Raw genomic sequence first — 24962 nt, forward strand, 5'->3', positions numbered from 1 at the left:
TGGGCCGGTCTTGCGTGCGAGTTTTCACACCGGAGCCGTAGAGGATCAGTACCTGATCGACGCGGTCATGCCGTGCGCTCCGGGCGATTTCGAATCGCTTCTTCTCGAGGACAACGCTCAACGAGCGGCGGGAGTGGTCTTGCCGGGCGATGAGGGGATCGCGCCGCAGCCTCGACTGGGCCAGCCGACCTCGACCCCGACCGCGCCGCCGCCCACCGGCTGAGCCGCCTCAGCGCGGAGTGCCCACGAGCTGCGCGACGTGCACGACGAAGGCGCGACGGCGGTCCCGCGTCTCCTCGTCGCCGCGGGAGGCGAAGGGGGTGAGGTGCCAGATCTCGCAGAGGCCGAGGAGCGCGATGAAGAGGTCGTCGGCCGACCAGCTCGCATCGACGACTCCCGCGTGCTGCCACTCGAGGACCCGCGCTTCCGGGGCGGGGACGCCGCCGAGCCGCTCGCCGGCCTCCTCCCAGACACCGGCGCCTTCCAGGCGCGCCCAGGTGAGCAGGCGGAGGAACTCCGGGTGCTCCCAGACGCGGTCGAACATGCGGCCCGCGAGGTCGGGCAGGTCTGCCGCGTCGGCGAGCAGTGTCTCGTCGAGGGCGCTGAGGGCCTCGACGATGGTCGCGACGAACAGCCCGCGCTTGCCGCCGTAGTAGGCGTACAGCCGCTCCTTGTTCAGGCCCGCGGCAGCGGCCACCCGGTCCACTCGAGCGCCGGCGAAACCGTGGGCGGCGAACTCGACGGAGGCGGCGCGCAGGATCCGCTCGCGCGCGGGTACCGCCAGATCGGATATCGGCTTCATGGTGCACCTCCGGGCGCTCGAACGATACACTCTTCTTCACCCAACCAACTGGTTGGGGTGGTTCGGCCCCGACGACGCGGCTCGGATCCGGACCCGCCGGTCCCGCTCCGCTCCTGTGCGAAAGGCCGCCATGCCCTCCCCGTCCGCTCCCTCTTCCGCCCGCCGCTGGTGGGTACTCGTGATCCTCGCGCTCACACAGCTTGTCGTGGTCCTCGACGGCACCATCGTCACGATCGCCCTTCCCGCCGCGCAGGCCGACCTCGGCCTCACCGATGTCGAACGCCAGTGGGTCGTCACCGCCTACGCGCTCGCGTTCGGCGCGCTCCTCCTGCTCGGCGGGCGCATCGCCGACTACACCGGCCGCAAGCGCACGTATCTGATCGGCATGATCGGGTTCGGCGCCGCCTCGGCGTGGGGCGGCCTCGCCTCCTCCGGCACCGAGCTGATCGCCGCGCGCGGTCTGCAGGGTGCGTTCGCCGCGCTGCTCGCCCCGGCCGCGCTGGCCCTGCTCACCGTCTCCTTCCCCTCCGGCCGCGAGCGGGGAACGGCCTTTGCCGTCTTCGGCGCGGTTGCCGGAGCGGGTGCCGCCGTCGGCCTCGTGCTGGGCGGACTGCTCACCGAATTCGCCGACTGGCGCTGGTGCCTCCTCGTCAACGTCCCGGTCGTGGTGGTCGGCGCGATCGCCGGTCAGCTGCTGGTCACCGAGAGCCGCGCGGAGGGGCGCAACCGCTTCGACGTCGCGGGGACGATCACCGTCGCGCTCGGCCTCGCGAGCGTCGTCTACGGCTTCACCCTCGCCGAGCAGGGCTGGCTCCGTGTCGACACGCTCGGGTTCCTCCTGGTCGGCGTCCTGCTGCTCGCCCTCTTCGTGCGGATCCAGGCTCGCTCCGACCACCCTTCGCTGCCGCTGCGCATCGTGGCCGATCGTGTCCGCGGTGGAGCGTTCCTGGTGCAGGCGATCGTCGGCAGCGTGATGATCGGCTCCACCCTCTACCTGACCCTGCACTTGCAGCTGGTCCTCGGCCTGCCGCCGCTCGAGGCCGGCCTGGCGAACCTGCCGATGACGGTGACGATCATGGTCGTCGCGGGAGTCGCCGCGAAGCTGCTGCCGCGCACCGGCCCGCGCGTCCTGATGATCGTCGGCCCGCTGATCGCCGCCGCAGGCCTGCTCTACCTCAGCCGGATCACCCCGGGTGGCGGTTACCTCGTCGAGGTGCTGCCCGCGCTGATCCTGCTCGGCATCGGCATGGCGATGGTCTTCGTGCCGCTGCAGAATCTCGCGCTCACCGGAGTCGCGGCGCACGACGCCGGGGCCGCGGGAGCGACCGCGAACGCCGCCATGCAGATCGGCGGCTCGATCGGACTCTCGATCTTCACCACTCTCTACGCGGGCGTCGCGGGAGAGCAGCAGTCGCCCGTCGCGTTCGTCGCTGGCTACTCCGCGGTCTTCGTCGCTGCCGCGATCGGACTGGTCGTTGCCTCCGTCGTCGCCGTCGCGATGATCCGGGTGAAGAAGGAGGAGTTCCTCGCGCAGGCTCCGCAGGAGGCCGTCGCCCACCTGGGCTGATCCCGGCCTGGGCTCGGGAGCGCGCTCCTCCCGAGCAGCGGAGGACGCGCGCGGCGGTGATGGGCGTCTGGAGTGGGAACTGTCGGCCGGTGTCGTCGGACATCGATGGGCTCTCGCGGGCCGATGACGTCGGTATTCTATGCTCACGTCCGCGGGTGGCAGCACTCACGGAGGAGAGCATCGTTGTGGAGAAAATGAGCGTCGTTGTAAGGGAGAATCTCGCATGAAAAGATCGACCACTGCGGAACGGGTGATGAGCCGTATAAGCGGCGCTCACGAACACGTGCGTTTGAGCTTCGCGGCCTCGGGATGGGGAGCGATCCTCGCAAGTGTTCTCCTCCTTGGCGGATCGTCTCTCACCGTGATCGACTTGGCTCAGAGGCTGATCCGAGCAGTGCAGTCCGAACAAGGTGACAACATCGCTACGATGGCGAGCGGAATGGGAGCCATCGGAATTGCAGGAGTAGTCGCATCTGCACTGGGGTGGGCTGTGCTTGCCGCTGTCTTCGTTCGCCGGACGTCGAAGTGGACTTTCGCGGCGGTAGGAATCGGAATCTCCCTGTTGCTGCTCTTCGGGTTGCAGATCGCAGAGAATCACCTACTCCGGATAGGAGTCTGCCTAGGATTACTCTTCCTCTCTGTTATATGGCCGCTTGCCGGTGGCGCCACAGTAATCGCTAAAGAAATACAGCACGCCTTCTTTGCGTTCGGTTTCTTGAACTTTGCTAGAATGGCAGCGGCCGCATGGGCTACAGAGATGACACCGTTGGCTGGGCCAGTGAGTGTCCTGCTCGGTATCAGCCTCTGCGCGGGGATCTCGGCCTTGCTCGTCCTGGTGCGCACTGTTGTTCTTATGATCAGAGCAACGCCCGACCTCCGTCGTCTTTGACACCGATGAGGAGGGCGAGGCGCGGATTCGCCTCGTCCTCCTCTCTGAGGTCTATCCTGTGACGAGACCCGCTCCCCAGGCCTCCGCAATATTCTGGATCGAGGTGAAGCCGACGCCTCGATAGCAGTCGACATCCTCCGAATGCGCCAATGACGGGCACGAGGTGGGAGTGTTGCCGTACTGAATCATCCCGACTGCCCCGAATCCGTCAGACCAGGGCACGACCATTGGTCCGCCACTGTTCCCTCCTGCGTTGATCCAATCGTCCTTTTCGGCTTGGATGTTGTAAAAGGGGTCGCCTTGTCCATCATTCCAGAGAACCGCCATATTATCGATGACGCCACCGCAGGATACACCGGTATTTCCGCCCTCGGAACACACTTCATTCCCGATTCCGATAGCTTGATGTCCCTTCACGGGAACGCTTGAGGAGGAGTTCACCCCGCCGTCGAAGACTCTGCCCGAGCCTGCGGATTCGAGGCGAGCAGCCCCATAGTCAGGAGACGTTGCGACGATGCCGCCGAGATGGGACGAGTAGTTGTCATACGATGTCCAGGAGCCGCCGGGCGGTTGACAATGACGCGCCGTCGTCGTCGCATTGTTCGAGTCGAATCGCAGTGAGAACCCCGATGAACAGACTGCGCTGTTCGCCTGAACGCCGAAGTACGAGTACATGAACCCGCCGCCGTAGTACGGAGCGTTGTCGTCATTGCGCGATGCTGTGGCGTGGTTCACAGCCTTCACGTCGGACGTGATCTGCGTCGAAATCGGCCCGAGGGATGAAAGCTTGTCCTGAATGAGGGAACGCGCTTTTTCGCCGAGGGAGTTCGCGTTCTGTGCTGTTGTCGGGTCGACATAAGACCCGACAACCACAAGATCCGCGGTGTCCTTACTCAGAGTTTTGACCGCACTGATGACGAACCCGAGCTTCCGGAATTCCTCGGCGGCAGCCATCGTTGCTCGGGCCTGCCGGTCAATGTCCTTCCAGGCGAAGGGACGGTCGACAATCGTCACGTCGAGGTTCAACTCTTTGCCTCTGGCGACCGCAGCGGCGCTGAGCGGTGACGCTCCGCTCCAGTACAATTCGTAGCTTCGGTTGTCTGCGGAGACGGCCCCGAAGAGGAAGCCCTGATCCTGTGCCTTGTTCTCATCGAGCCAATCGAGAAGAGACCCGGCTCCGCGCTCGTAGTCCAGACGATTCCAGCCGACGCGATCGATGAAGTCCTGCACCTCGGGAGAGAAGTGCCAGGGATCTTCTTGTTTCTGGTCGGACTGCGATGGAGGCGGGGGAGAGGGCGTCGCTGCGGCTGTTACCGTACAGGTAAGAACGGCGAGTAGGGCGATGCCGACTAGGGCTGTTGGGCGCACTGTAGGGTTCCTCTTTCATCATGTGGAAACAAGCGTTTCCTCTGTGATTGCAGCGTAGGGCGGAGGGAAACTCAGGTCTAGTAGAACCTGCCGGTACAACCCGCCCCACTATCGGGGTAGTGGGGCGGTGGGGGCGGCGATCGACCGAGGTGCTCGGCGAGGGGTGAGGGCGTCTACCGGCGCGTCGATGCGCGCACGTGCATCCGCTCGCCCTGGCGGCCGAACAGGCTGAGGAACTCGACCTGCTGCTCGTCGGCGCGGCCGAACCAGTGCGGCACGCGGGTGTCGAACTCGGCGGCCTCACCCGCGGGCAGCACCAGGTCGTGCTCGCCGAGGCGCAGGCGGAGCCGACCGCTCAGGACGTAGAGCCACTCGAAGCCCTCGTGGATGCCCTGCTCACCGGGTTCCGTCACCGGCCCGGGCGGGAGCGTGTGCTTGAACGCCTGGAGCGCCCCCGCATCACGGCTGAGCGGCTGGATCAGCATGCCGTTCCGGCGCACCGGCCGCCCGTGCACTCGCGGATCCTCCGGCGCGGCCCCGACGAGTTCGTCGAGCGGCGCTCCGAGGGCGCGTGCGATCGGGAGGAGCAGCTCGAGCGTCGCGCGCCGGCCGCCGCTCTCGAGCCGCGACAGGGTGCTCGCCGAGATGCCGGTCTCGGCGGCGAGCGAGGCGAGAGTGCGGTCGCGGCGGGCACGCAGGCGTCGCAGGCGCGGTCCGACGGCGGCGACGATCTCGTCGTCGGAGGGGGCGGGCGGGGTCTCGGACACAGCGCCATCCTGGCACGGGGAGTCGCGGCGCGTGCCGGAACAGCACGGATCCTCGCGGGTTCGTGCAGGGCGGCGGAGCATCGGGGGCATGACCTTCGCCGATGCCTCTACCGGCCCCTCCACCGATGCCCACGCCGACGTCCTCATCCTCGGCGCCTCCTTCGCCGGCCTCGCCGCCGCCACGGCCCTGGGCCGCAGTCTCCGCGACGTCCTCCTGGTCGACGGCGGACCGCCGCGGAACGCGCCCTCGCCCGGCGCGCACAACGTGATGACCCGAGACGGCACGTCACCGACCGAGCTGGTGCGCCTGGCCCGAGCGGAGGCCGAGGGCTACGGAGCCCGGGTCGTTGCGGGCGACGCGGTGCGCGCCTCCGCGGGCCCGGAGGGGGTGACGGCGACCCTCGCCGACGGCACGGTCCTCCGTGCCCGCCGACTCCTGCTCGCGACCGGCGTCCGCGATCTGCTGCCGGACGTTCCCGGGCTCGCCGACCGCTGGGGACGCGACGTGCTGCACTGCCCGTACTGCCACGGCTTCGAGGTGCGCGGGCAGCGGATCGGCGTGCTCGGCAGCTCGTTCGCGGCGCATCAGGCGCAGATGTTCCGGCAGCTCAGCGAGCGGACATCGGTCCTGCTGAACGGGGCGCCCGCGCCGACGGGTGAGGAGGCGGCGGCGCTCGCCGCGCGCGGGATCGCCCTCCTGCCTGGCCTGGTCGAGAGAGTCCTCGTGGAGCAGGACCGCCTAGTGGGGGTCGTGATCGATGGGCGGCGGCACGAGCTCGACGCGGTCGTCGTCGGCCCGCGGGTGCAGGGGCGGCTTCCGGAGGGGCTCGGGCTGGAGCTCGCGGACCACGCGTCGGGCGTCGCGCGGCACCTCGCCGTCGACCCGATGGGCCGGACGGGCGTGCCCGGGGTGTTCGCCGCGGGCTCCCTGGTCGAGCCGATGTCGCAGGTGGTCGCCTCCGCCGCCGACGGCCTGCGCGTGGGCGCGGCGATCAACCACGACCTGATCGAGGAGGAGATCGCTCAGGCGGTGCGGGCCGCGTGACTCCGGCTCAGCGGCGGCGGTACTCGAGCTCGGGGCGGCCGGGGAAGCCGTAGCGGGGCGCGCGGTCCGCGACTCCGGAGTCGGCGAGATGCTCGAGGTAGCGGCGAGCCGTCACCCGCGAGATATCGAGGCGGGTGGCGAGCTCGGCGGCCGAGAGGCCGACGGGGCCCAGCAGTGCAGTGACGGCCTCGAGCGTCTCGGCGGAGAGACCCTTCGCCAGGCCCGGAGCGTTAGAGGTGCGCAGCGCCGCGAAGGCGCCGTCGACTTCGTGCTGGCTGGCGACGTCGGCGCTGTGCATCCGCTCGCGGTAGGCCCGATAGCTGGCGAGCTTCGCCGCGAACACGCTGAAGACGAACGGCTTGATCAGGTACTGCACGACCCCGGCGGCGACGGAGGCGCGCACGACCGCGGCGTCGCGGACGGCGGTGATTGCGATCACGTCGACGTCCAGACCCGCCGCCCGGACCGCCCGGCAGAGGTCGAGGCCACCCATGTCCGGCAGATTCATGTCGAGCAGGATCAGCGCGATCCCCGGATCCGCGCGCAGGGCCCGGATCGCCTCCGCCCCGCTGCCCGCGACCGCGGCCACCTCGAAGCCCTCGACCCGGCGGACGTAGTCGGCGTGGGCGCTCGCGGTCAGCGGCTCGTCCTCGACGACGAGGACCCGGATCATGACGCCACCCGCGCGGGCAAGGGCAGCTGCACGGTGAACACCGCGCCGACGTGGCGCGACACTTCGATCGTGCCGCCGAGCCGCTCCACCACCTGCTGCACCAGCGCCAGACCGATGCCGCGGCCGAAGCCGTCCGACTCTTTCGTGGAGTAGCCGCGCGCGAACACGTCGGCGGCGCCCTCGACTCCGGGGCCGCTGTCGGAGACCTGCACGACCAGCTCGCCCTCCGCGAGGCCGAGGTAGACCTCGACCCACGGCGTGCGGTCGGGGGCGGAGGACGCGGCGGCGTCCAGGGCGTTGTCGATCAGGTTGCCGAGCACGGTCACTAGATCCCCCGGCTCGAGCCCCTGCGTGCCGGGCTTGAGGTGGGTCTCGAAGTGCAGCTCGACGCCGCGCTCGCGGGCTTGCGCGGCCTTGCCCAGCAGCAGCGCGGCGATCACCGGCTCCTGCACGGAGCCGAGGACCCGGTCGGCCAGGCGCTGGCTGAGGTTCAGCTCGCCGGCCGCGAAGGAGAGCGCCTCGTCCTGTCGACCGAGTTCGATCAGCGAGGCGATGGTGTGCAGACGGTTCGAGAACTCGTGGGTCTGCGAGCGCAGCGCATCGGAGAGGGTGCGCAGCGACTCCAGCTCGCCGCTCACCCGCTGCAGCTCGGTGCGGTCGCGCAGGGTGATGACCGTGCCCATCGGCCGGGCACCGGGGGAGGCGGCCGGCCGTTCGTTCACCACGAGGATCCGCTCGCGGGCCACGATCAGGCGGTCCGAGACGGGCTCGTCGTCCTGCAGCAGCTCGCGCAGCGCGTCGGGGAGGTCGAGCTCGGCGACCGGCACCGGCGTCCGCACGCCCTCGAGCCCCAGCAGCTCCAGCGCGTGGTCGTTGGCGAGCACCAGCCGGCCGCGGTCGTCCACCAGCAGCAGCCCCTCCCGCACCGAGTGCAGCACCGACTCGTAGTAGGCGAAGACCTGGCCCATCTGCTCGGGGCCCCTGCCGCCGGTGACGCGGCGCAGGTAGCGGGCCAGGAGCCACGAGCCGAGCGCGCCGAGGGCGACCGCCCCGAGCGCACCCCAGGCGACGACCTGCACGCGGGCGGCGAAGGAGGCGTCCACGCTCGAGAGGGTGACCCCGGCCGAGACGAGCGCGACCACCCTGCCATCGGCGTTCTCGATCGGCGCGACGGCGCGCACCGAGGGGCCGAGCGTGCCGGTGTATGTCTCGGTGAACGTGCGGCCCTCCAGCGCTGGCTGGATCGTGCCGCGGAACGGCAGGCCGATCTGGTCGCGGTCGCGGTGGGTGTAGCGGGTGCGGTCCGGATTCATGATCGTGAGGAAGTCGACGCCGGTGTCGCGCATGATCTCCTCGGCGTAGGGCTGCAGAGTCGCGGCCGGATCCGGCTCGCCCGCGGCCTGCAGCACGAACGGGTTGTCGGCCACGGTGCGCGCCACCACGAGGCTTCGCTGCGCTGCCTCCTCGCCCGCTCGGCCGCGCGCGTCGAGTGCCAGCACGGCGACGGCCGCGGCCGCGATCAGCAGGATGCAGAGCAGCTGCACGACGAAGAGGCGGGCTGCGATGCTGCCGCGCGGCCCGTGTGCGTTCGTCGTCCTGACCATGCCACCCCCTCGCGAGCGAGCGCCCGCAGCGCCCCGCCGTGGGCAGCCTCGGCCGTGAACTGCCCCGCCGTGGACAGCCTCGGCCGTGAACAGTATGAACGCAACCGTGCCGCGCGTCGGCGGTGGAGCCACCATCGTTCTACCCCCTGACCTCGACGAAGAGAAGGACACCTCATGGCGAAGACGCCTCGCACGCCGCACGACCGGCTGCTCCCTGCGGTCACCCCGCCGAAGACCCGGCGGCGGATCGACCGCAATCATTGGCTGTACATCGCCGTGATCATCGCCGTGGTCGCCGGCATCATCGTCGGGCTTGTCGCCCCCGCTTTCGCGGCGACCCTGGAGCCCGTCGGTAAGGCGTTCGTCGGGCTGATCAAGATGATGATCGCGCCGATCATCTTCTGCACCATCGTGATCGGCATCGGCTCGATCGCGAAGGCTGCCACGGTCGGCAAGGTCGGCGGTCTCGCGCTGGGCTACTTCATCGTGATGTCGACCTTTGCTCTGGCGATCGGCCTCGTCGTCGGCAACATCCTGCACCCGGGTGAGGGCCTGGACATCTCGAGCGCCACCTACGACACCAGCGACCTGAAGGCCGAGAGCACCTCCGACTTCATCCTCGGGATCATCCCCGTCTCGCTGTTCTCCTCGCTGGTGGACGGCAGCATCCTGCAGACCCTCTTCGTCGCGCTGCTCGTCGGCTTCGCACTGCAGAAGATGGGCGCCAAGGGCCAGCCGATCCTCGGGGTGATCAAGCAGCTGCAGGTCCTGGTCTTCCGGATCCTCTCGATGGTGCTCTGGGTCGCTCCGATCGGCGCATTCGGGGCCATCGCGGCCGTCGTCGGCAAGACCGGCTGGGGCGCGGTCGTCGCGCTCGCCACCCTGATGATCGGCTTCTACATCACCTGCGCGATCTTCGTGATCGTGGTTTTGGGCCTGCTGTTGCGCCTGGTCACCGGCGTCAGCATCTTCTCGCTGATGAAGTACCTGGCCCGCGAGTACCTGCTCATCGTCGGCACTTCCTCCTCGGAGGCGGCGCTGCCCCGCCTGATCGCGAAGATGGAGCACCTCGGAGTCTCCAAGCCCGTCGTCGGCATCACTGTGCCCACCGGCTACTCCTTCAACCTCGACGGCACCGCGATATACCTCACGATGGCGTCCCTTTTCATCGCCTCGGCCACCGGCGCGCCGATGTCGATCCCGGAGCAGATCGGCCTCCTGCTGTTCATGATGATCGCCTCGAAGGGCGCCGCCGGCGTCACCGGAGCGGGTCTGGCCACGCTGGCCGGCGGCCTCCAGTCCTTCCGCCCCGACCTGGTCAACGGCGTCGGCGTGATCGTGGGCATCGACCGCTTCATGTCGGAGGCCCGCGCGGTCACCAACTTCACCGGCAACGCGGTTGCGACTCTGCTTGTGGGCACCTGGACCAAGCAGATCGATATGGTGCAGGTCCGCGAGGTTCTCGGCGGACGCTCGCCCTTCGACGAGACGACCCTCGGCGCGGAGGAGCACGAGGCTCCGGCGTCAGGCACGTCGATCACCGAGGGGATCGCCTCGATCCAGGATTCGGACGAGGCGGCCCGGATGCGCGCGGAGATCGCGGGCAAGCGCTAGCCCGACCGCATGGACGGCCCCGTCTCCGGAGCGATCCGGGGGCGGGCCCGTCGCGCTGTCAGTGCCTGCGCACCCCGAGGAGGGGCAGCGTCACCGAGCACAGTGGCCCGATCAGCACCGCGAAGAGGAGAGTGCCGAGGCCGGCGTCGCCGCCCAGGGCCCAGCCGAGGATCAGCACCGTGAGCTCGACTCCGGAGCGCGCCATCCAGATCGGCAGTCCCGTGCGAGTGTGCAGGCCCAGCATCAGCCCGTCGCGAGGCCCGGAGCCCAGGTGCGCGCCGAGGTAGATCCCGCTCGCCACCGCGAGCAGTACCAGCCCGCCCGCGAAGAGGAGCCCGCGCGCCCACCATTCCTCCGGCGTCGCCAGCACGCGCAGGCCGACGTCGATCATCGTGCCGACCACGAGCACATTCAGCACCGTGCCGAGGCCGGGCCTCTGCCGGAGGGGGATCCACAGCAGCAGGACGAGCAGGCCGATCACGTTCGTGAGCAGTCCGATCCCGAGGCCGGTCTGGTGAGCGAGGCCCTGGGCGAAGACCGTCCAGGGATCCACTCCGATGGCCGCGCGAATCATCATCGCGTCGGCGAAGCCATACAGGACCAGCCCGCTCAGCAGCCGCGGCACGGGTTGGAGGCGCCACTGGCCCGCTGGAGGAGCGGCTGCCTCGGCCGGTGCGATCATCGTCATGGAGAACATCCGACCGCGCCATTGGCCTTTTTCGCGCGGTCCAATCCGGCTACCGTGGACGCATGGCTGATGTCCACTTCGGCGCTCGCGCCCTGCAGACCCTCCTCGGCGACTGGCGCGAGCAGCGCGGCACCCGCCCGGCGTACCTCGCGCTGGCCGACCGGATCCGCCTGCTCGGGATCGACGGCCGCATCCCCGCCGGCAGCCGCCTCCCGGCCGAGCGCGAGCTCTCGGCCCGCCTCGGTGTCAGCCGGACGACCGTCGCCGCCGCCTACCGTGAGCTGCGCGAGAGTGGGTACCTCGTCAGCGTGCGCGGCTCCGGCAGCGTGACGCGTCTCCCCGGAGCGGCGGTGCACGCCGTGCCCTCGCTCGCGCCGGACTTTCTCGACTTCACGAAGGCGACACTGCCCGCCGTCCCCGAGCTGGCCGAGGCCTACACCCGGGCGGCGCAGCTGGCTCCCGAGCACTTCGACTCCGGCTCCTACGACATCGTCGGCCTGCCGGTACTGCGCCGGGCGATCGCCGAGCGCTACACCGCGCGGGGCCTGCGCACCGAGCCCGGCCAGATCATGGTGACGATCGGCGCGCAGCACGCGATCGCGCTCGTCGCGCGGACCCTCCTCGCCCGAGGGGACCGGGCGCTGATCGAGGCGCCGACCTACCCGCACGCGTACGAGGCACTACGGCTGGCCGGTGCGCGGCTCGTGTCGGTCAACGTCGACGGCGCCGACGGCTGGGACGGGGAGGGGCTGATCGCCGCGCTGCGCGGGACGAGCCCGAGCCTGGCCTACCTGATGCCCGACTTCCACAATCCGACCGGCCGCTCGATGGCCCCCGAACTGCGGGAGCGGGCGATCAGCGCGGCCGCCCGGCAGGGCACCCTGATCATCGCCGACGAGACGACGGCCGAGCTCGACATCGACCGGCGGATGACGCCGCTGCCCTTCGCCGCCTACGGGCCCGAGGGCACCGTGCTCTCGATCGGCTCCGTCGGCAAGACGCTGTGGGGCGGAATCCGGATCGGTTGGATCCGCGCTGAGCGGGCGGTGATCCGCAAGCTGGCACTCGCGCGCTCGGCGAGCGATCTCGGCACGCCGATCCTGGAGCAGCTGCTGGTCGCGGACATGCTCGGGCGGATGGACGGGGTGCTGGAGTTGCGCCGCTCGCAGCTGCGGGCGGGCCGCGACCACCTCGAGGTGGCGCTGGCGAACACGATCCCGGAGTGGAGTGTGCCGCGGGTCTCGGGCGGCCTCTCCACCTGGGTCGGGCTCGGCCGGCCCGCGAGTTCGCAGCTGGCGCTCGCCGCCCGGACGGTGGGCCTGCTGATCACCGCGGGTCTGCGGTTCGGGATCGACGGCGCCTTCGAACGCTTCCTGCGCATCCCGATCGGCTACTCGCCGGAAGCGACCGATCGGGCCGTGCAGGCGCTCGCGACGGCGTGGGCTCAGGTCGCCCGGCACCCGGCTGCCGATCCGGGGTACCTCGCCGACGTGGTCTGAATCCGAGGCCGTCGGCGAGGAGCTCATCCGGCGCAGAACGTCTGCCAGGCCGTCTCGACCGCGCTCCGATGCAGATCATCCAGGCCCGCCGCGTCGCGCTCGCGCTCCGTGGCGACGAGGTCGGGGCACTCGGGCCTCCCGGCGACGTCGGCGGCGCGGCCGAGGGCACTCACCAGCGAGCCGCCGATCTCGTCGAGTTCGGTCCGGACGGTGGTGAGGTCAGGCGCGGACGTGGGTGCTGCGTCCGGATGCTGCTTCCACTGCTCCATCAGGCCGCGCTGCACTGTCTTGCTGGCGTCGATCTGCGCGCGGAAGACGCGGCGGACGAGGTCGGTGTCGGTGCCCTGCTCCGATGCGCGATGCGCGGCCTCGTCGAGGACGACCTCCTCGCGCTGCGCGTCGTCGATCGGCGTCCCGCTGAGCCACTTGGAGCGGGCGACCGGGTCGGCCAGGTCGATGCGCCGCACGATCAGCGCCCCCGTGTCGCGGAGCACGTCCGTCTCACCGGGCGCTCCGCTGTCAGAGGCCGAGCTGGACAGCGCGATGCCCGCGCCCGCCACTGTCGCGATCAGAAGGGCGGCGGCAGCAATCAGTAGCCGACGAGGGCCTAGTCGTGCGGTTTCGGTCATAGTGACTCTTCCTCCAGTCAATCGAGAATCCATCGTGCCCAGGAGGGTCCGGCGACCTCGGAGGCGCGCCAGGGTTTTTCCTGGGTCGTGCCCCCGAGGGTGCGCCACCCCGCCGATGCGAGCGCTGCGCCAGCAGCTGAGAGCGATCTTCGCCCGGTTCGCCCGGTTCGGACTGCCGGTCGGACGGTCGAGGGCCCAGACGCGACTGGGCTGAGGCGCAGCAGCGATCTGTCGATCCGGGACATGACGTCCCGCCCAATACTCAGTGGGCTGATGGAAGACTCGGAGGGTGCATCTCCTCGCGGTCCTCAGCATGAAGAACCGGGCGCTCATCGCGCTCGTCACCGTCGTCATCGCCGTTTTCGGCGCCGTCGCACTCACCGGGCTCAAGCAGGAGCTCGCGCCGTCGATTTCCTTCCCCCAGCTCGCCGTCGTCACGTCCTACCCGGGCGCTGCTCCGGAGGTGGTCAACGACGACGTCTCGACGCCGATCGAGACCGCGATCCAGGGAGTACCGGGCCTTGAGGCGACCAGCGCGACGTCCTCGACGGACTCCTCGCTGATCGCGGCGTCCTTCACCTACGGCACCGATCTGGCCACCGCCGAGCAGAAAATCCTGCAGGCGATCAACCGGATCAGGAGCACCCTCCCGGACGACGTCGACCCGCAGGTGGTCACCGGCTCCCTCGACGATCTGCCGGTGCTCCAGCTCGCCGTGTCGAGCGACGGCGATGCGAACGCGCTGGCCGAGCGGCTACGCACGACGGTCATCCCCGACATCGAAGAGGTCGACGGCGTCCGCGAGGCGGCGCTGGTCGGCGAGAGTGCTCAGCGCGTGACGATTACGCCCGACGACGCGGCGCTCGCGGCGGCCGGACTCTCGACCAGCGACATCCGCTCGGCGCTGCAGCAGAACGGCGTCCTGGTCGCCGGTGGTCGGATCACCCAGGACGGCTCGACCTTCTCGGTGCAGTCGGGCGTCAAGCTCGCCTCGACCGACGCGATCGCGGCGCTGCCGCTGCTGCCGTCGGCGGCCGCAGGCGCAGCGGCAGCGGTCCCCGCCGTCAGCACCCTCGGCTCCGTCGCCACGGTCGCCATCACCGACGCCCCCGTCACCTCGATCTCGCGAGTGAACGGCCAGCCCGCCCTCACCCTCTCCATCACCAAACTTCCGGCAGCGAACACGGTTGACGTGTCGACCGGCGTGAGCGCGCTGCTGCCCGACCTCGAGGCCTCGATCGGCGAGAACGCCACCTTCACCTCGGTCTTCGACCAGGCGCCGTACATCCAGGAGTCGATCGCCTCGCTCGCGCAGGAGGGGGCGCTCGGCCTCGTCTTCGCCGTGCTGGTGATCCTGCTGTTCCTGCTCTCGGTGCGCTCGACCCTGGTCACGGCGATCTCGATCCCGACCTCGGTGCTGATCACGTTCATCGGTCTGCAGACGGCCGGCTACACCCTGAACATCCTGACCCTCGGCGCGCTCACGATCGCGATCGGCCGCGTGGTCGATGACTCCATCGTCGTCATCGAGAACATCAAGCGACACCTCGACGCGGGTGAGGACCGGGCCCGGACCATTGCAGTGGCCGTCCGCGAGGTCGCCGGGGCGATCACCGCGTCGACGATCACCACGGTCGCGGTGTTCCTGCCGATCTCGTTCGTCGGCGGCACCACCGGCGAGCTGTTCCGGCCCTTCGCACTGACCGTCTCGATCGCGCTGCTCGCCTCGCTCGTCGTCGCCCTGACGATCGTGCCCGTGCTCGCCTACTGGTTCCTCCGCCCCTCGAAGCGGCCGGCCGTGCGTCAGGCGGCGCAGGCGGCGCTCGCGGAGGAGCGTGCTGCTGCGGGCGGGCCCCTCGCGGCGAGCGTCGCTCCCGACACCGCCGCTCCCGACACCGCCGCTCCCGACACCGCCGCTCCCGTCGAGGAAGCACCGCTCCACGGTGCCCACGCTGCGCCTCGCAGGGCGCGCGGGTTGCAGTCGGTCTACGGCCCGATCATTCACTGGACGCTGAAGCACTCGGTCGTCACCGTGCTCCTGGCGCTGCTCGTGCTGGTGGGGACCGGTGCGCTGTACCCGCTGATGAAGACGAACTTCCTCGGTGCGAGCGGCCAGAACACCTTCACCGTCACCCAGAACGTTCCCGTCGGGCAGAGCCTCAGCGCGCAGGACGCGACGGCGCAGCAGGCGAGCACGGCCATCCTCGGCGTCGGCGGCGTCGAGACCGTGCAGCTCACCGTGGGCTCGTCCGGCGGGCTGCAGAGCGCCTTCGGCGGGGGAAGCGGAGGCGGCACCTCGATCCGCTACTCCGTCACCACTGACGAATCGGCCGACCAGGAGGCCGTGCAGGCCGACGTCCGCGATGCGCTCTCACGCGTCGCCTCGGCCGAGGACATCAGCGTCGCCGCCTCGTCCGGCTTCGGCGCCTCTTCGGACATCGAGGTCGACCTCTCGACCGCCTCGCAGAGCGACCTGCAGAGTGCGAGCGACCAGCTGCTCCAGGCTCTGCGCGGAACCGATGGGATCAGCCAGGCCGAGAGCAACCTCTCCTCCGCGCTGCCCTACATCGCCGTGCGCGTCGACCGCGATGCCGCCGCGCGGGCCGGGCTCAGCGAGGTGGCCGTCGGCACGCTCGTCAGCCAGGCGCTGCAGCCTACTCAGGTCGGCAGTGTCGTGATCGAGGACCGCACGCTCTCGATCTACCTCGCCGACGCGCAGCCGCCGGCGACCATCGATGAGCTGCGGACCCTCGAGGTGCCGACCGTCACCGGGACCGTCCCGCTCTCGAGCCTCGCCGCCGTCGAGCAGACGGACGGGCCCGCCACCATCACGACCGAGCGTGGCCAACGCACCGCGACCATCACGGTCACCCCGGAGGGCGACGACCTCGCCTCGGCGAACATCGCCGTGCAGAACGCGATCGACGCGACCACCCTGCCGGCCGGCGTCGACGCCTCCCTCGGCGGAGTCACGGCCGATCAGGCCGATGCGTTCTCGCAGCTGGGCATCGCGCTCCTGGTTGCGATCCTGATCGTCTACGTCGTGATGGTGGCGACCTTCCGCTCACTCCTGCAGCCGCTGCTGCTGCTCGTGTCGGTGCCGTTCGCGGCGACCGGCGCGATCCTCCTGCAGGTGATCACCGGCGTGCCGCTGGGCGTGCCGTCCCTGATCGGCGTGCTGATGCTGATCGGCATCGTGGTCACGAACGCGATCGTGCTCGTGGACCTGGTGAACCAGTACCGCGATCGGGGGATGCCGGTGCGGGAGGCGCTGCTGCACGGCACGGAGCGGCGGCTCCGGCCCATCCTGATGACCGCCCTGGCGACGATCTTCGCCCTGCTGCCGATGGCGCTGGGGATCACGGGCCACGGCGGCTTCATCTCGCAGCCGCTGGCAATCGTCGTGATCGGCGGCCTGGTCTCCTCGACTGTGCTGACGCTCGTGGTGCTGCCCGTCGTCTACAACCTGGTCGAGGGGTATCGTGAGCGGCGGCGTGCCGCCCGCGCCGGGAAGGCGTCGGCATGACGGACATCAGGGACGCGGCTGAGACGGTCGGCTCGCGCTGGCGCAGCGGACCGGAGCGGGCCGCAGCGGTCCTCGACGAGATCGGCCCTGAGCGCTTCGTCGCGCGGGACTTCCGCCCCGGGACGCTGCGGCACATCGTCCTGATCCGCTTCCGCCCGACGGCACTGGCCGCCGAGGCCGAGGAGGTCGTCCGACGCTTCCTCGCCCTGGCCGACGAGTGTGTGCGCGAGGGGCGACCCTACATCGAGTCGATCGAGACCGGGCCGCAGTTGAGCATCGAGGGCGCGGGCGAGGGGTTCGACCGCGCGTTCCTGCTGACCTTCTCGTCCGAGGGCGACCTGCACTACTACCTCGGCCGGCCCGCGGTGCAGGATCCCGCCCACTGGGACCCGGCGCACGACGCGTTCAAGGAGTTCGTCGGCCCGTTCGTCGACACGGCCGGCATTGTCGCGTTCGACTTCCGGCCCGAGGCTCACTGATGGCCACTCCCGAGTTCGTCCTGCGGCTGCGCGAGCGGATCGGGACCGAGCTGCTCTGGCTCACGGGAGTGACCGCGGTGATCCTCCGTGAGGAGCCGGCGCTCGAGGTCCTGCTCGTGCGCCGCGCCGATACCGGTGCCTGGACAGCCGTCACCGGCATCATCGACCCGGGCGAGACCGTCGCCGGTACCGCCCGCCGGGAGGCGCAGGAGGAGGCGGGCGTCGAGATCGAGGTCGAGCGCCTCGTGCAGGTGCACACGCTCCCGCCGATGCAGTATCCCCACGGGGACCGCTCGCAGTACCTCGACCACGTGGTCCGCTGCCGGTGGATCTCGGGGGAGGCCCACGTCGCCGACGACGAGTCGACCGAGGTCGGCTGGTTCGCGCCCGATGCCCTGCCGCCGATGTCCGGGGATCACCGTGCCCGGATCGAGCGGGCGCTGTCGGACGAGCCGGGCTGCTCGCTGGACTGATCGGCGTCGGCTCAGGCGGGCCGAGCGAAGCAGCGCACCGTGTCGTCGCCGGAGCACCGGCGACCGCGAGCTGCAGCAGCTCGGCGACGTCGCCGGGCAGGAGTGGGGCTACGCGTCGCGGGGATCGGCTGGGCTCGCGCAGGAGTGCGATCAGCGTACGGAGTGCCCGGCACTGCGGATGCAGTACCCCGCAATCAGGGGGTGCCGGGCTCTCGCTGGAGACGCACGAGCACCACTCCGGCGAGGATCAGCGCGCCGCCGCCGAACTGGATCGGCGCGGGCAGCTCGCCGAGGATCAGCCACGCGGCCGCGATCGAGAACAGCACCTCTGTCAGTCCGGCGAAGGAGGCGATGCGGGTCCCGAGCCGACGTCCGCCCTCGATCCCGAGCAGATAGGCCAGCACCGTCGACATGCCCAGGATCACGCCCGCGGGCAGGAGCCAGCTCACCTCGGCGCCGACGAACAGCACGTCGCCGAAGGTCGCGCGCAGCGGCGTGACTCCGAGCACCCCGAGGACCAGCAGGATCACCGCACCGACGACCATCGCCCCTGCGGTGAGCGCGATCGGCGGCAGCTCGGGATCGACGCGCCCGGCGATGACGTAGTAGACGCAGAGGCCGAGCGAGGCGGTCAACGCCCACGCGATTCCGATCAGCTCGGGCGAGGACTCGCCGGACAGGTCGAGCACGAGGACGAGGCCGCCGAGTGCGAGCACCGAGCCGACGAGGGTGAAGCGGCCGGGGTGGCGGCGGGTGCGCGCCCAAGAGAACAGGACGAGGAAGACAGGGGCGAGGTACTCGATCAGCAGGGCGACGCCGACGGAGAGGTGCTCGATCGCGCTGTAGAAGCAGAGTTGAGCGGCGACGACCGCGAACACTCCGTAGAGCGCGATCGTGCCGAGGTTCCGCCGGAGCACGCGCCGACGGCCGCGGAGGGAGAGTATGGCGGGGATTGCGAGGATCACGGCCGCGCCGCCGGCCCGCCAGAGGACCGCCGCCGCGGGCGTCCAGCCAGCCTCGAGCAGCGGCTTCACGAAGGGCCCGCCCAGACCGAACGCCGCCGACGCGGCCACGGCGACCACGAGGCCGGAGCCGAGATGGCGCGCTGGCTTGGGCGCTGTCTCGGCGGGGAGGGCGAGGGCAGCAGTACTCTCGGCGGTCATGGCCGTCCCTTCAGGAGTCAAGATGATTACACTCGTGACAACGAGCTGATCGCACACTACTGAGCCGCACTGTCAGGAGTCAACATGGTGTTCGCCTATGACATCGAGGCGTCGCTGACCTCAACCGCCTCTCTGGTCAACACGCTCCCCGAACTCTCGGCGTCCGGAGACGATGAGATGGCAACACTCGAGCAGTTGGACGAGTTCCTTCTCGAGAACCGCTACACCGGCAGCCGCGACGGGTCGGCCGACGAGCTGGAGGCGGTGCGGGCGATCCGCTCCTCCCTCCGCACTCTCTGGCTCACCCGGGCCGAGGAGGACCTCGTGCCCGTGGTGAACGCGATGCTCGACTCCGGACGCGCGCTGCCGCAACTGGTGCGGCACGGACCCTACGGCTGGCACCTTCACGCGACGCGCGACGAGAGCCCGCTCGCCACCCGCATCGTGGTCGAGGCGGCCATGGCATTCGTCGACGTGGTTCGCGGAGATGAGCGCGAGCGGATCCGCGTCTGCGCCGCGGAGGACTGCGAGGCGGTGCTCGTCGACTTCTCCCGCAATCGCTCGAAGCGCTACTGCGACACGGGGAACTGCGGGAACCGCGCCAACGTCGCGGCGTACCGGGCTCGGCGCGCCTCGCAGTAGTGGGCGGTCGCTGTGCTGCTGACCGGCGGCCTAGCCAGGGCGTGGAGCCGCGTGTAGACTCGCTCGGTCGGCTCTTGACACCGCGCGTTCTCGTGCGGATGGGTTTGTTCGTCACGTGAGCCGAGCCTCCGACAGTCGTCGTGAGGCGAATCACCTGTGTGAATCGGCCCCGGTCAACGACTCGCCCGGGTTCTTCCCCTGCTGCCCCGCAGCAGTCCAGCGCACGGACGCTCTCCACGACGGGGCTGCTCCGGCGTCGCCTTCCTCGCGCACGACCTGAACCCAGGAAGAACTGCCATGCCCAAGAACAAGAAGCCCGCCGGCGGACGTCCGGCCAAGAACTTCGAACCCAACCGCTTCGGCGCCTCCAGCGGGAAGTCACAACTCGGCGGACGCTCGCGTTTCCCCGCGGCCAAGCCCGGCTCCCGCAGCGAGGGCCACCGCGGCTTCCGCCCGATCGACGAGAACGCGCCCAAGAAGGCGCGCTGGAACGCCGACGAGCGCGCGGCGCGCGCCACGGAGCGCACGGAGCGTCCGGCCCGCGGGTACGACCGCGACGAGCGGCCCGCGCGCGGGTACGACCGTGATGCACGTCCGGCGCGTGGCGGCGATCGCGACGAACGGCCCGGCCGCTCGTACGACCGTGATGCCCGTCCGGCGCGTGGCGGCGATCGCGATGCACGTCCGGCGCGTTCCTTCGACCGGAATGACCGTCCGGCTCGCTCGTACGACCGTGATGTTCGTCCGGTGCGTGGCGGTGACCGCGATGCACGTCCGGCGCGTTCCTTCGACCGGAATGACCGTCCGGCTCGCTCGTACGACCGCGATGCACGTCCGGTGCGTTCGTTCGACCGCGACGACCGTCCGGCGCGCTCTTCCGGACGCGATGACCGGCCCGCCCGCCCGAATGACCGCGATGCGCGTCCGGTGCGCTCCTACGACCGCGGTGAGCGTCCCGCCCGCTCGTTCGACCGCGACTCGCGTCCCTCGCGCGGTCACGACCGCGGCGACCGCCCGGCTCGCTCCTACGACCGTGACTCCCGGCCCTCGCGCCGCGACTCCGGCTCGGACTTCTACCCCAGCCGCGACGCCCGCGTACCGCACCAGGGTGATGACGTCGTGCTCGAGCGCCTCGAGGCGACGGCCACGCTCGCCGTCGACGTCGAGGGCGTCACGTTCGGTGACCTCGGTCTGGGCGGCAACATTGTCCGGATGCTGACCGAGCTGGGAGCGGCGTCACCGTTTCCGATCCAGGCCGCGACCATCCCTGAGGTGCTCGCCGGTAAAGACGTTCTCGGACGAGGCAAGACCGGCTCCGGCAAGACGATCGCCTTCGGCGCCCCTGTCGTCGAGCGTCTGATGGAGAACAACGGAGCCAAGGGCCGCAAGCCGGGCCGCGCTCCGCGTGCGCTCATCCTGGCTCCTACCCGAGAGCTCGCGATGCAGATCGACCGCACGATCCAGCCGATCGCCCGCTCGGTCAGACTGTTCACGACAACCATCTACGGAGGCGTCCCCCAGTACAAGCAGGTGGGCGCGCTCCAGCGCGGTGTCGACATCGTGATCGCGACACCGGGCCGCCTCGAGGACCTCGTCGAGCAGGGCCGCCTCGACCTCTCGAATATCACCATCACGGTGCTCGACGAGGCCGACCACATGTGCGACCTGGGCTTCCTTGAGCCGGTGCAACGGATCCTTCGCCAGACTGCCGACGGCGGTCAGCGCCTGCTGTTCTCGGCCACGCTCGACAAGGGCGTCGCGACGCTCGTCAACGAGTTCCTGGTCGATCCGAGCGTCCACGAAGTCGCCGGCGAGGACCAGGCGTCCTCGACCATCGACCACCGCGTGCTCCTGATCGAGCATCGCGACAAGGCCGAGATCATCGAGCAGCTCGCCGCCCGCCGGGGCAAGACGCTGATCTTCGCCCGCACCCGCGCCTTCGCTGAACAGCTGGCGGAGCAGCTCGACCACGCGGACATCCCCGCGACCAGCCTGCACGGCGATCTCAATCAGTCCCGCCGCACGCGCAACCTCGCCCTGCTGACCAGCGGACGCGTGGACGTCCTCGTCGCGACCGATGTCGCCGCGCGCGGTATCCACGTCGACGACATCGACCTCGTGATCCAGGCTGACGCCCCCGACGAGTACAAGACCTACCTACACCGCTCCGGCCGCACCGGCCGGGCCGGCAAGAAGGGCACGGTCGTCACTCTGATCACGCGCAACCGCCGTCGCCGGATGGAAGAGCTGCTCGACCGCGCCGAGATCGAGGCGGAGATGGTCGAGGCCCGCCCCGGCGATCGCATCCTTCGCGAGATCAGCACACCCGCCGAGTAGCAGGCCCGCGCATGACGGGAGGCGTGGATCCCTTGACCGGGGTCCACGCCTCCCGTCATTGACGTCACGAACGCAGGAACGCCGAAGGGCGGACACCTCGCGGTGTCCGCCCTTCGGCGTGATCGGCGGCTCTCACCGCCGAGGGACTCAGCTGGCCGGGGGGGTCAGCACGGTGTCGATGAGGTACACGGTCGCGTTGGCGGTCTTGACGCCACCGCAGATAACCGACGCGTCGTTAACCTTCAGGTCGTCGCCCGAGCCGGTGACGGTGACGTTACCGCCCTGGACAGTGGCGTGGTCGCCGGCGATCGCGTCAGGGGCGATCTGGCCGGGGACGACGTGGTAGGTCAGGATCGAGGACAGCGTGGGTGCGCCCTCGGGGGTCTTGAGGGTCTCGACGGTGGCTGCATCGAGCTTCGCGAACGCGTCGTCGACCGGGGCGAAGACCGTGAACTCGCCGCTGTTCAGGGTGTCGACCAGGTTCACATCGGGGTTGAGGCCACCGGAGACCGCAGCGGTCAGCGTGGTCAGCAGCGGGTTGTTCGACGCGGCAGTTGCAACGGGGTCGAGCGACATGCCCTCGACCGAGCCTGCACCGTCCGGAACCTGGGCGGCGTAAGCGGCACAGCCGGCGCCGACGAGGTTCGCGGCAGGGTCCATCGTGGCCATCGGGGTGGACGAAGCGGAGGACGAGGTCGCCATCGGGGTCGACATCTGGGTCGCCGTGTCGCTGGAGGTGGTGGTCGAGCCGCTACCGCTCGAGCAGGCGGTGAGGCCGAGGGTGGCGGTGCCCAACAGGGCGAATGCGGCGAGGGCGGAACGCTTGGTGGATCGCATGGGATTTCTCCTTCGTGAGACGGCCCCCACGTGACGCGGTGGACCTGTTCTGTGTGGACCGTTTCGCGGCCGTTGACAAGTGTTCGGAGCCCTCACGGAGAGGGTTTGGAATTCTTTCGGCGATCTAGGTAACGGCTTCGTAACGGCGCAGAACCGAAGGTCAGTGAGCCTCGCCTCTACGTCGATTATCCTGGAGTCGTCACGCGCACGCGGGACGCGAGGACGAGAGGACGAGCCGGTGCAGACCCGAGGCGTACGAGTGGCACGCGGTGCCTCGGCCGCTCTCGCCGCGACCGCAACCGCCGCCGCCTCCCACACGCTCGCCGGCGCCGTCACTCCTGCTCCCGCGGTCCTCGCCCTCGCCGCGGCATTCGCGGTCGTCGTCTGCGTGCTCCTCTCGGGACGCCATCTCTCCCTCCCGCGCCTGACCGCCTCCGTCCTGCTCAGCCAGATCGCCTACCACGGGCTCTTCCTCGTGACAGGCACCGGAGGAGAGGTGAGCGTGATCGGCACGACTGGCCGCGCCGCGCACTTCCATGACGGATCGACCATCGAGCTGATAGCTGGCGAAGGCGGGCACGCCGCCCACAGGCCCCTGATGCTTGTCGCCCACCTCGCCGCCGCAGGCCTCACCATCGCCGCACTCCGCCACGGAGAGCGGCTGTTCTGGACCCTCGGCGCAGAACTGCACCGCGTCGTCGTGCGGATCGTCGCCGAAGCATCCGCCCTGGCGCTCCCGCAGAGCCCGGGCGTGGCGGTGACGGGCGCTCCCGAGCCACGAGCACCCCGCACGCTCGATACGGTCCTCTCGGTCCTCCGACACCGTGGACCGCCCGCGCGCGCTCTTCGCGCCGCCTGACGTCCCTCCCGCGTGGGAGCGGCCCCGGTCGGCGCACCCGCGCGCACCGCGAACCCGCGCTGCGTCCTGAACCCCGGCACTGGGCCGGACACCTCAGAGGACACGACCGCCATGATTTGCTCTCCTTCATCCTTCTCCCGCCTGCGCATCGCCGGCAGCGGCGCCCTCGTCGCCACCGGAGCGCTCGCGCTCGCGCTCGCCGCCCCCACCGCAGCCAGCGCCCACGTGACCGCTGCCGCGAGCAGCACCGCCGCGGGCTCCTACTCCGTCGTCACTTTCTCGCTCGCCCACGGCTGCGAGGGCTCACCCACGACGGGTCTCACCATCACGATGCCCGATGGGATCAACTCGGTCAGCCCGACCGTCAACCCGAACTGGGACGTCGTGAAGAACGAAGTCGCGATCGCGGAACCGGTCACGGACTCCCACGGCAACACCGCGACGAAGCGCGTCTCGGACGTGGTCTACACGGCGAAGACTCCGCTCGCCGACGGCTACCGCGACACGGTCTCCCTCCAGCTCCAGCTCCCCGCGGACGCGGCCGGCTCCACTCTGGAGTTCCCAGTGCTGCAGACCTGCGAGACGGGTAGCACCACCTGGGACCAGCCGACCGTCGAGGGCCAGGACGAGCCCGAGCTACCCGCACCCACGGTCGCAGTGACCGCTGCGGAGGCCGGCTCCAGCCACGGCGGCGGACACCACGGCGAAGCAGGCCACGACGATGGGGACGGCGAGGTCGCGACGACAGCCTCGACGACGACCGCGACGGGCGGGGACGACCTCCTCGCCCGAATCCTCGGCGTCGGAGGCCTCGTCGTCGGCGCGGTAGGCGTCGCCGTCGGTCTCGCATCCCGCCGCCGCGACCCTCAGGCGTCGGAGTGACTCGTCGTAAACTCGTTGTCTCCGCGGCCGTGATCGGGCTCCTCAGCTCGATCACGGTCGCGGCGCCCGCGAGTGCGCACAACTACCTCGTCTCGACGACTCCGGCTGCGGACTCCACGGTGACCGAGCAGCCGGGGGCACTGGAACTCACGACCAACGACGATCTCCTCGTGCTGGGGACGGACGGGACGGCGGCCGCACTGCGCGTCGTCGGGCCGGACGGGCTCTACTACGGAGACGGCTGCGTCGCCGTCGTCGGGCCGGAGGCCTCGATGCCGCTGGAGCTCGGCGTGGCCGGTCACTACGAGGTGACCTGGCAGGTCGTGTCGACGGATGGGCACCCCGTGTCTGGGCAGTACGCGTTCGACTGGGCGCCGACAGAGGGCACCACGCTTGCCGAAGGATCAAGCTCGATCCCGGACTGCAATGGGACCATCGCGGTCTCGGGAAGTCTCGGGTCGGCTGACGACGCTCAGGCACGGTCCGGATCGAACCCCGCGCTGCTCGGCGACGTGCTCTGGATCGGCGGCGCACTCGCCGCTGTCGCAGCCGTCATCGGAGGCACGCTTCTCGTGCTTCGCCGGCGGCCCCGCAGCTGAGACTCCCAGGCCTCCTGAGC

23 protein-coding genes are annotated in these 24962 nt (G+C 70.1%); 14 read left to right on the forward strand and 9 right to left on the reverse strand.

All coding sequences use genetic code 11. The features are described from left to right. On the forward strand, positions 1–223 hold a 223-nt coding region (locus tag C5D07_RS15940), incomplete at its 5' end, for a hypothetical protein (protein ID WP_211286349.1). A gap of 6 nt (positions 224–229) precedes the next feature. Here the strand turns inward: C5D07_RS15940 and C5D07_RS05665 are convergent. Then, positions 230–802 carry a TetR family transcriptional regulator gene (locus tag C5D07_RS05665; protein WP_104258902.1) on the reverse strand — a complete coding sequence of 191 codons (573 nt, stop codon included), beginning with the start codon at positions 800–802 and terminating at the stop codon, positions 230–232. Positions 803–932: 130 nt separating this feature from the next. On the opposite strand from C5D07_RS05665, the gene C5D07_RS05670 reads away from it, so the two are divergent. Then, entirely contained in the window at positions 933–2369 is a 1437-nt protein-coding gene (locus C5D07_RS05670; RefSeq protein ID WP_068251086.1) for an MFS transporter, read from the forward strand. A 223-nt stretch (positions 2370–2592) separates the two neighbouring features. Beyond that, on the forward strand, positions 2593–3258 hold the full coding sequence (locus C5D07_RS15275) for a hypothetical protein (protein ID WP_146076673.1): 666 nt from the start codon (positions 2593–2595) through the stop codon (positions 3256–3258). Positions 3259–3309: 51 nt separating this feature from the next. On the opposite strand, the gene C5D07_RS05675 is transcribed toward C5D07_RS15275, so the two are convergent. Then, complete coding sequence (locus C5D07_RS05675) at positions 3310–4488, reverse strand: chymotrypsin family serine protease (protein ID WP_104258904.1); 1179 nt, start codon at positions 4486–4488, stop codon at positions 3310–3312. A 311-nt stretch (positions 4489–4799) separates the two neighbouring features. Continuing rightward, complete coding sequence (locus C5D07_RS05680; protein ID WP_249028183.1) at positions 4800–5393, reverse strand: helix-turn-helix domain-containing protein; 594 nt, start codon at positions 5391–5393, stop codon at positions 4800–4802. Between the two features lie 88 nt (positions 5394–5481). Here C5D07_RS05680 and C5D07_RS05685 point away from each other — a divergent pair, with 88 nt between their 5' ends. Further along, positions 5482–6438, forward strand: coding sequence for an NAD(P)/FAD-dependent oxidoreductase (locus tag C5D07_RS05685; protein WP_104258905.1), 957 nt, complete (start codon positions 5482–5484; stop codon positions 6436–6438). A 7-nt stretch (positions 6439–6445) separates the two neighbouring features. Here C5D07_RS05685 and C5D07_RS05690 read toward each other — a convergent pair whose 3' ends face one another. Together C5D07_RS05690 and C5D07_RS05695 are read right to left on the reverse strand one after the other, a co-directional pair. Next, positions 6446–7111: a response regulator gene (locus C5D07_RS05690; RefSeq protein ID WP_104258906.1), complete on the reverse strand. Its 666-nt coding sequence runs from the start codon at positions 7109–7111 to the stop codon at positions 6446–6448. After that, positions 7108–8715 (reverse strand): sensor histidine kinase, encoded by a 1608-nt coding sequence (locus C5D07_RS05695; protein ID WP_104258907.1) that lies wholly within the window; start codon positions 8713–8715, stop codon positions 7108–7110. The genes C5D07_RS05690 and C5D07_RS05695 overlap by 4 nt, the downstream gene beginning before the upstream one ends. A 174-nt stretch (positions 8716–8889) precedes the next feature. Here C5D07_RS05695 and C5D07_RS05700 point away from each other — a divergent pair, with 174 nt between their 5' ends. Further along, positions 8890–10329, forward strand: coding sequence for a cation:dicarboxylate symporter family transporter (locus C5D07_RS05700; RefSeq protein WP_104258908.1), 1440 nt, complete (start codon positions 8890–8892; stop codon positions 10327–10329). Between the two features lie 58 nt (positions 10330–10387). On the opposite strand, the gene yczE is transcribed toward C5D07_RS05700, so the two are convergent. Continuing rightward, positions 10388–10906, reverse strand: coding sequence for a membrane protein YczE (yczE, locus tag C5D07_RS05705; RefSeq protein ID WP_104258943.1), 519 nt, complete (start codon positions 10904–10906; stop codon positions 10388–10390). 173 nt (positions 10907–11079) lie between these two features. Between yczE and yczR the strand changes: the two genes are divergently transcribed. After that, positions 11080–12516: a MocR-like transcription factor YczR gene (gene yczR, locus C5D07_RS05710; RefSeq protein WP_104258909.1), complete on the forward strand. Its 1437-nt coding sequence runs from the start codon at positions 11080–11082 to the stop codon at positions 12514–12516. A 23-nt stretch (positions 12517–12539) separates the two neighbouring features. Here yczR and aroQ read toward each other — a convergent pair whose 3' ends face one another. Continuing rightward, positions 12540–13145 (reverse strand): gamma subclass chorismate mutase AroQ, encoded by a 606-nt coding sequence (aroQ, locus tag C5D07_RS15715; protein WP_170063514.1) that lies wholly within the window; start codon positions 13143–13145, stop codon positions 12540–12542. 289 nt (positions 13146–13434) lie between these two features. On the opposite strand from aroQ, the gene C5D07_RS05720 reads away from it, so the two are divergent. From C5D07_RS05720 to C5D07_RS05730, 3 genes are read left to right on the forward strand one after another with little or no spacing between them, the layout of a single operon-like run. After that, entirely contained in the window at positions 13435–16671 is a 3237-nt protein-coding gene (locus tag C5D07_RS05720; RefSeq protein ID WP_068251122.1) for an efflux RND transporter permease subunit, read from the forward strand. Beyond that, positions 16668–17150: a Dabb family protein gene (locus C5D07_RS05725; RefSeq protein WP_068251125.1), complete on the forward strand. Its 483-nt coding sequence runs from the start codon at positions 16668–16670 to the stop codon at positions 17148–17150. Before C5D07_RS05720 ends, C5D07_RS05725 begins: the two co-directional genes overlap by 4 nt. Continuing rightward, entirely contained in the window at positions 17150–17623 is a 474-nt protein-coding gene (locus C5D07_RS05730) for an NUDIX hydrolase (protein ID WP_068251128.1), read from the forward strand. Before C5D07_RS05725 ends, C5D07_RS05730 begins: the two co-directional genes overlap by 1 nt. 194 nt (positions 17624–17817) lie before the next feature. Here C5D07_RS05730 and C5D07_RS05735 read toward each other — a convergent pair whose 3' ends face one another. Continuing rightward, positions 17818–18786, reverse strand: coding sequence for an EamA family transporter (locus C5D07_RS05735; protein ID WP_068251131.1), 969 nt, complete (start codon positions 18784–18786; stop codon positions 17818–17820). Between the two features lie 84 nt (positions 18787–18870). Between C5D07_RS05735 and C5D07_RS05740 the strand changes: the two genes are divergently transcribed. Both C5D07_RS05740 and C5D07_RS05745 read left to right on the forward strand, forming a co-directional pair. After that, the gene (locus C5D07_RS05740; protein WP_104258910.1) at positions 18871–19428 is read left to right on the forward strand and encodes a CGNR zinc finger domain-containing protein; all 558 of its coding nucleotides are present in this window, start codon (positions 18871–18873) and stop codon (positions 19426–19428) included. Positions 19429–19725: 297 nt separating this feature from the next. Further along, positions 19726–21765 carry a DEAD/DEAH box helicase gene (locus C5D07_RS05745; protein WP_104258911.1) on the forward strand — a complete coding sequence of 680 codons (2040 nt, stop codon included), beginning with the start codon at positions 19726–19728 and terminating at the stop codon, positions 21763–21765. 147 nt (positions 21766–21912) lie between these two features. Here the strand turns inward: C5D07_RS05745 and C5D07_RS05750 are convergent, their stop codons facing one another. After that, a complete protein-coding gene (locus tag C5D07_RS05750) occupies positions 21913–22602 on the reverse strand; it encodes a fasciclin domain-containing protein (protein ID WP_104258912.1) in 690 nt (229 codons plus the stop codon). A gap of 238 nt (positions 22603–22840) precedes the next feature. Between C5D07_RS05750 and C5D07_RS05755 the strand changes: the two genes are divergently transcribed. From C5D07_RS05755 to C5D07_RS05765, 3 genes are all read left to right on the forward strand, one after another. Beyond that, on the forward strand, positions 22841–23461 hold the full coding sequence (locus tag C5D07_RS05755) for a hypothetical protein (protein ID WP_146079787.1): 621 nt from the start codon (positions 22841–22843) through the stop codon (positions 23459–23461). Between the two features lie 111 nt (positions 23462–23572). After that, a complete protein-coding gene (locus tag C5D07_RS05760; protein ID WP_068256880.1) occupies positions 23573–24343 on the forward strand; it encodes a YcnI family copper-binding membrane protein in 771 nt (256 codons plus the stop codon). Further along, complete coding sequence (locus C5D07_RS05765) at positions 24340–24942, forward strand: copper resistance CopC family protein (RefSeq protein WP_167542334.1); 603 nt, start codon at positions 24340–24342, stop codon at positions 24940–24942. The genes C5D07_RS05760 and C5D07_RS05765 overlap by 4 nt, the downstream gene beginning before the upstream one ends. Positions 24943–24962: the final 20 nt, after the last annotated feature.

It is taken from the genome of Rathayibacter tritici, assembly GCF_002932875.1.
Classification (GTDB): domain Bacteria; phylum Actinomycetota; class Actinomycetes; order Actinomycetales; family Microbacteriaceae; genus Rathayibacter; species Rathayibacter tritici.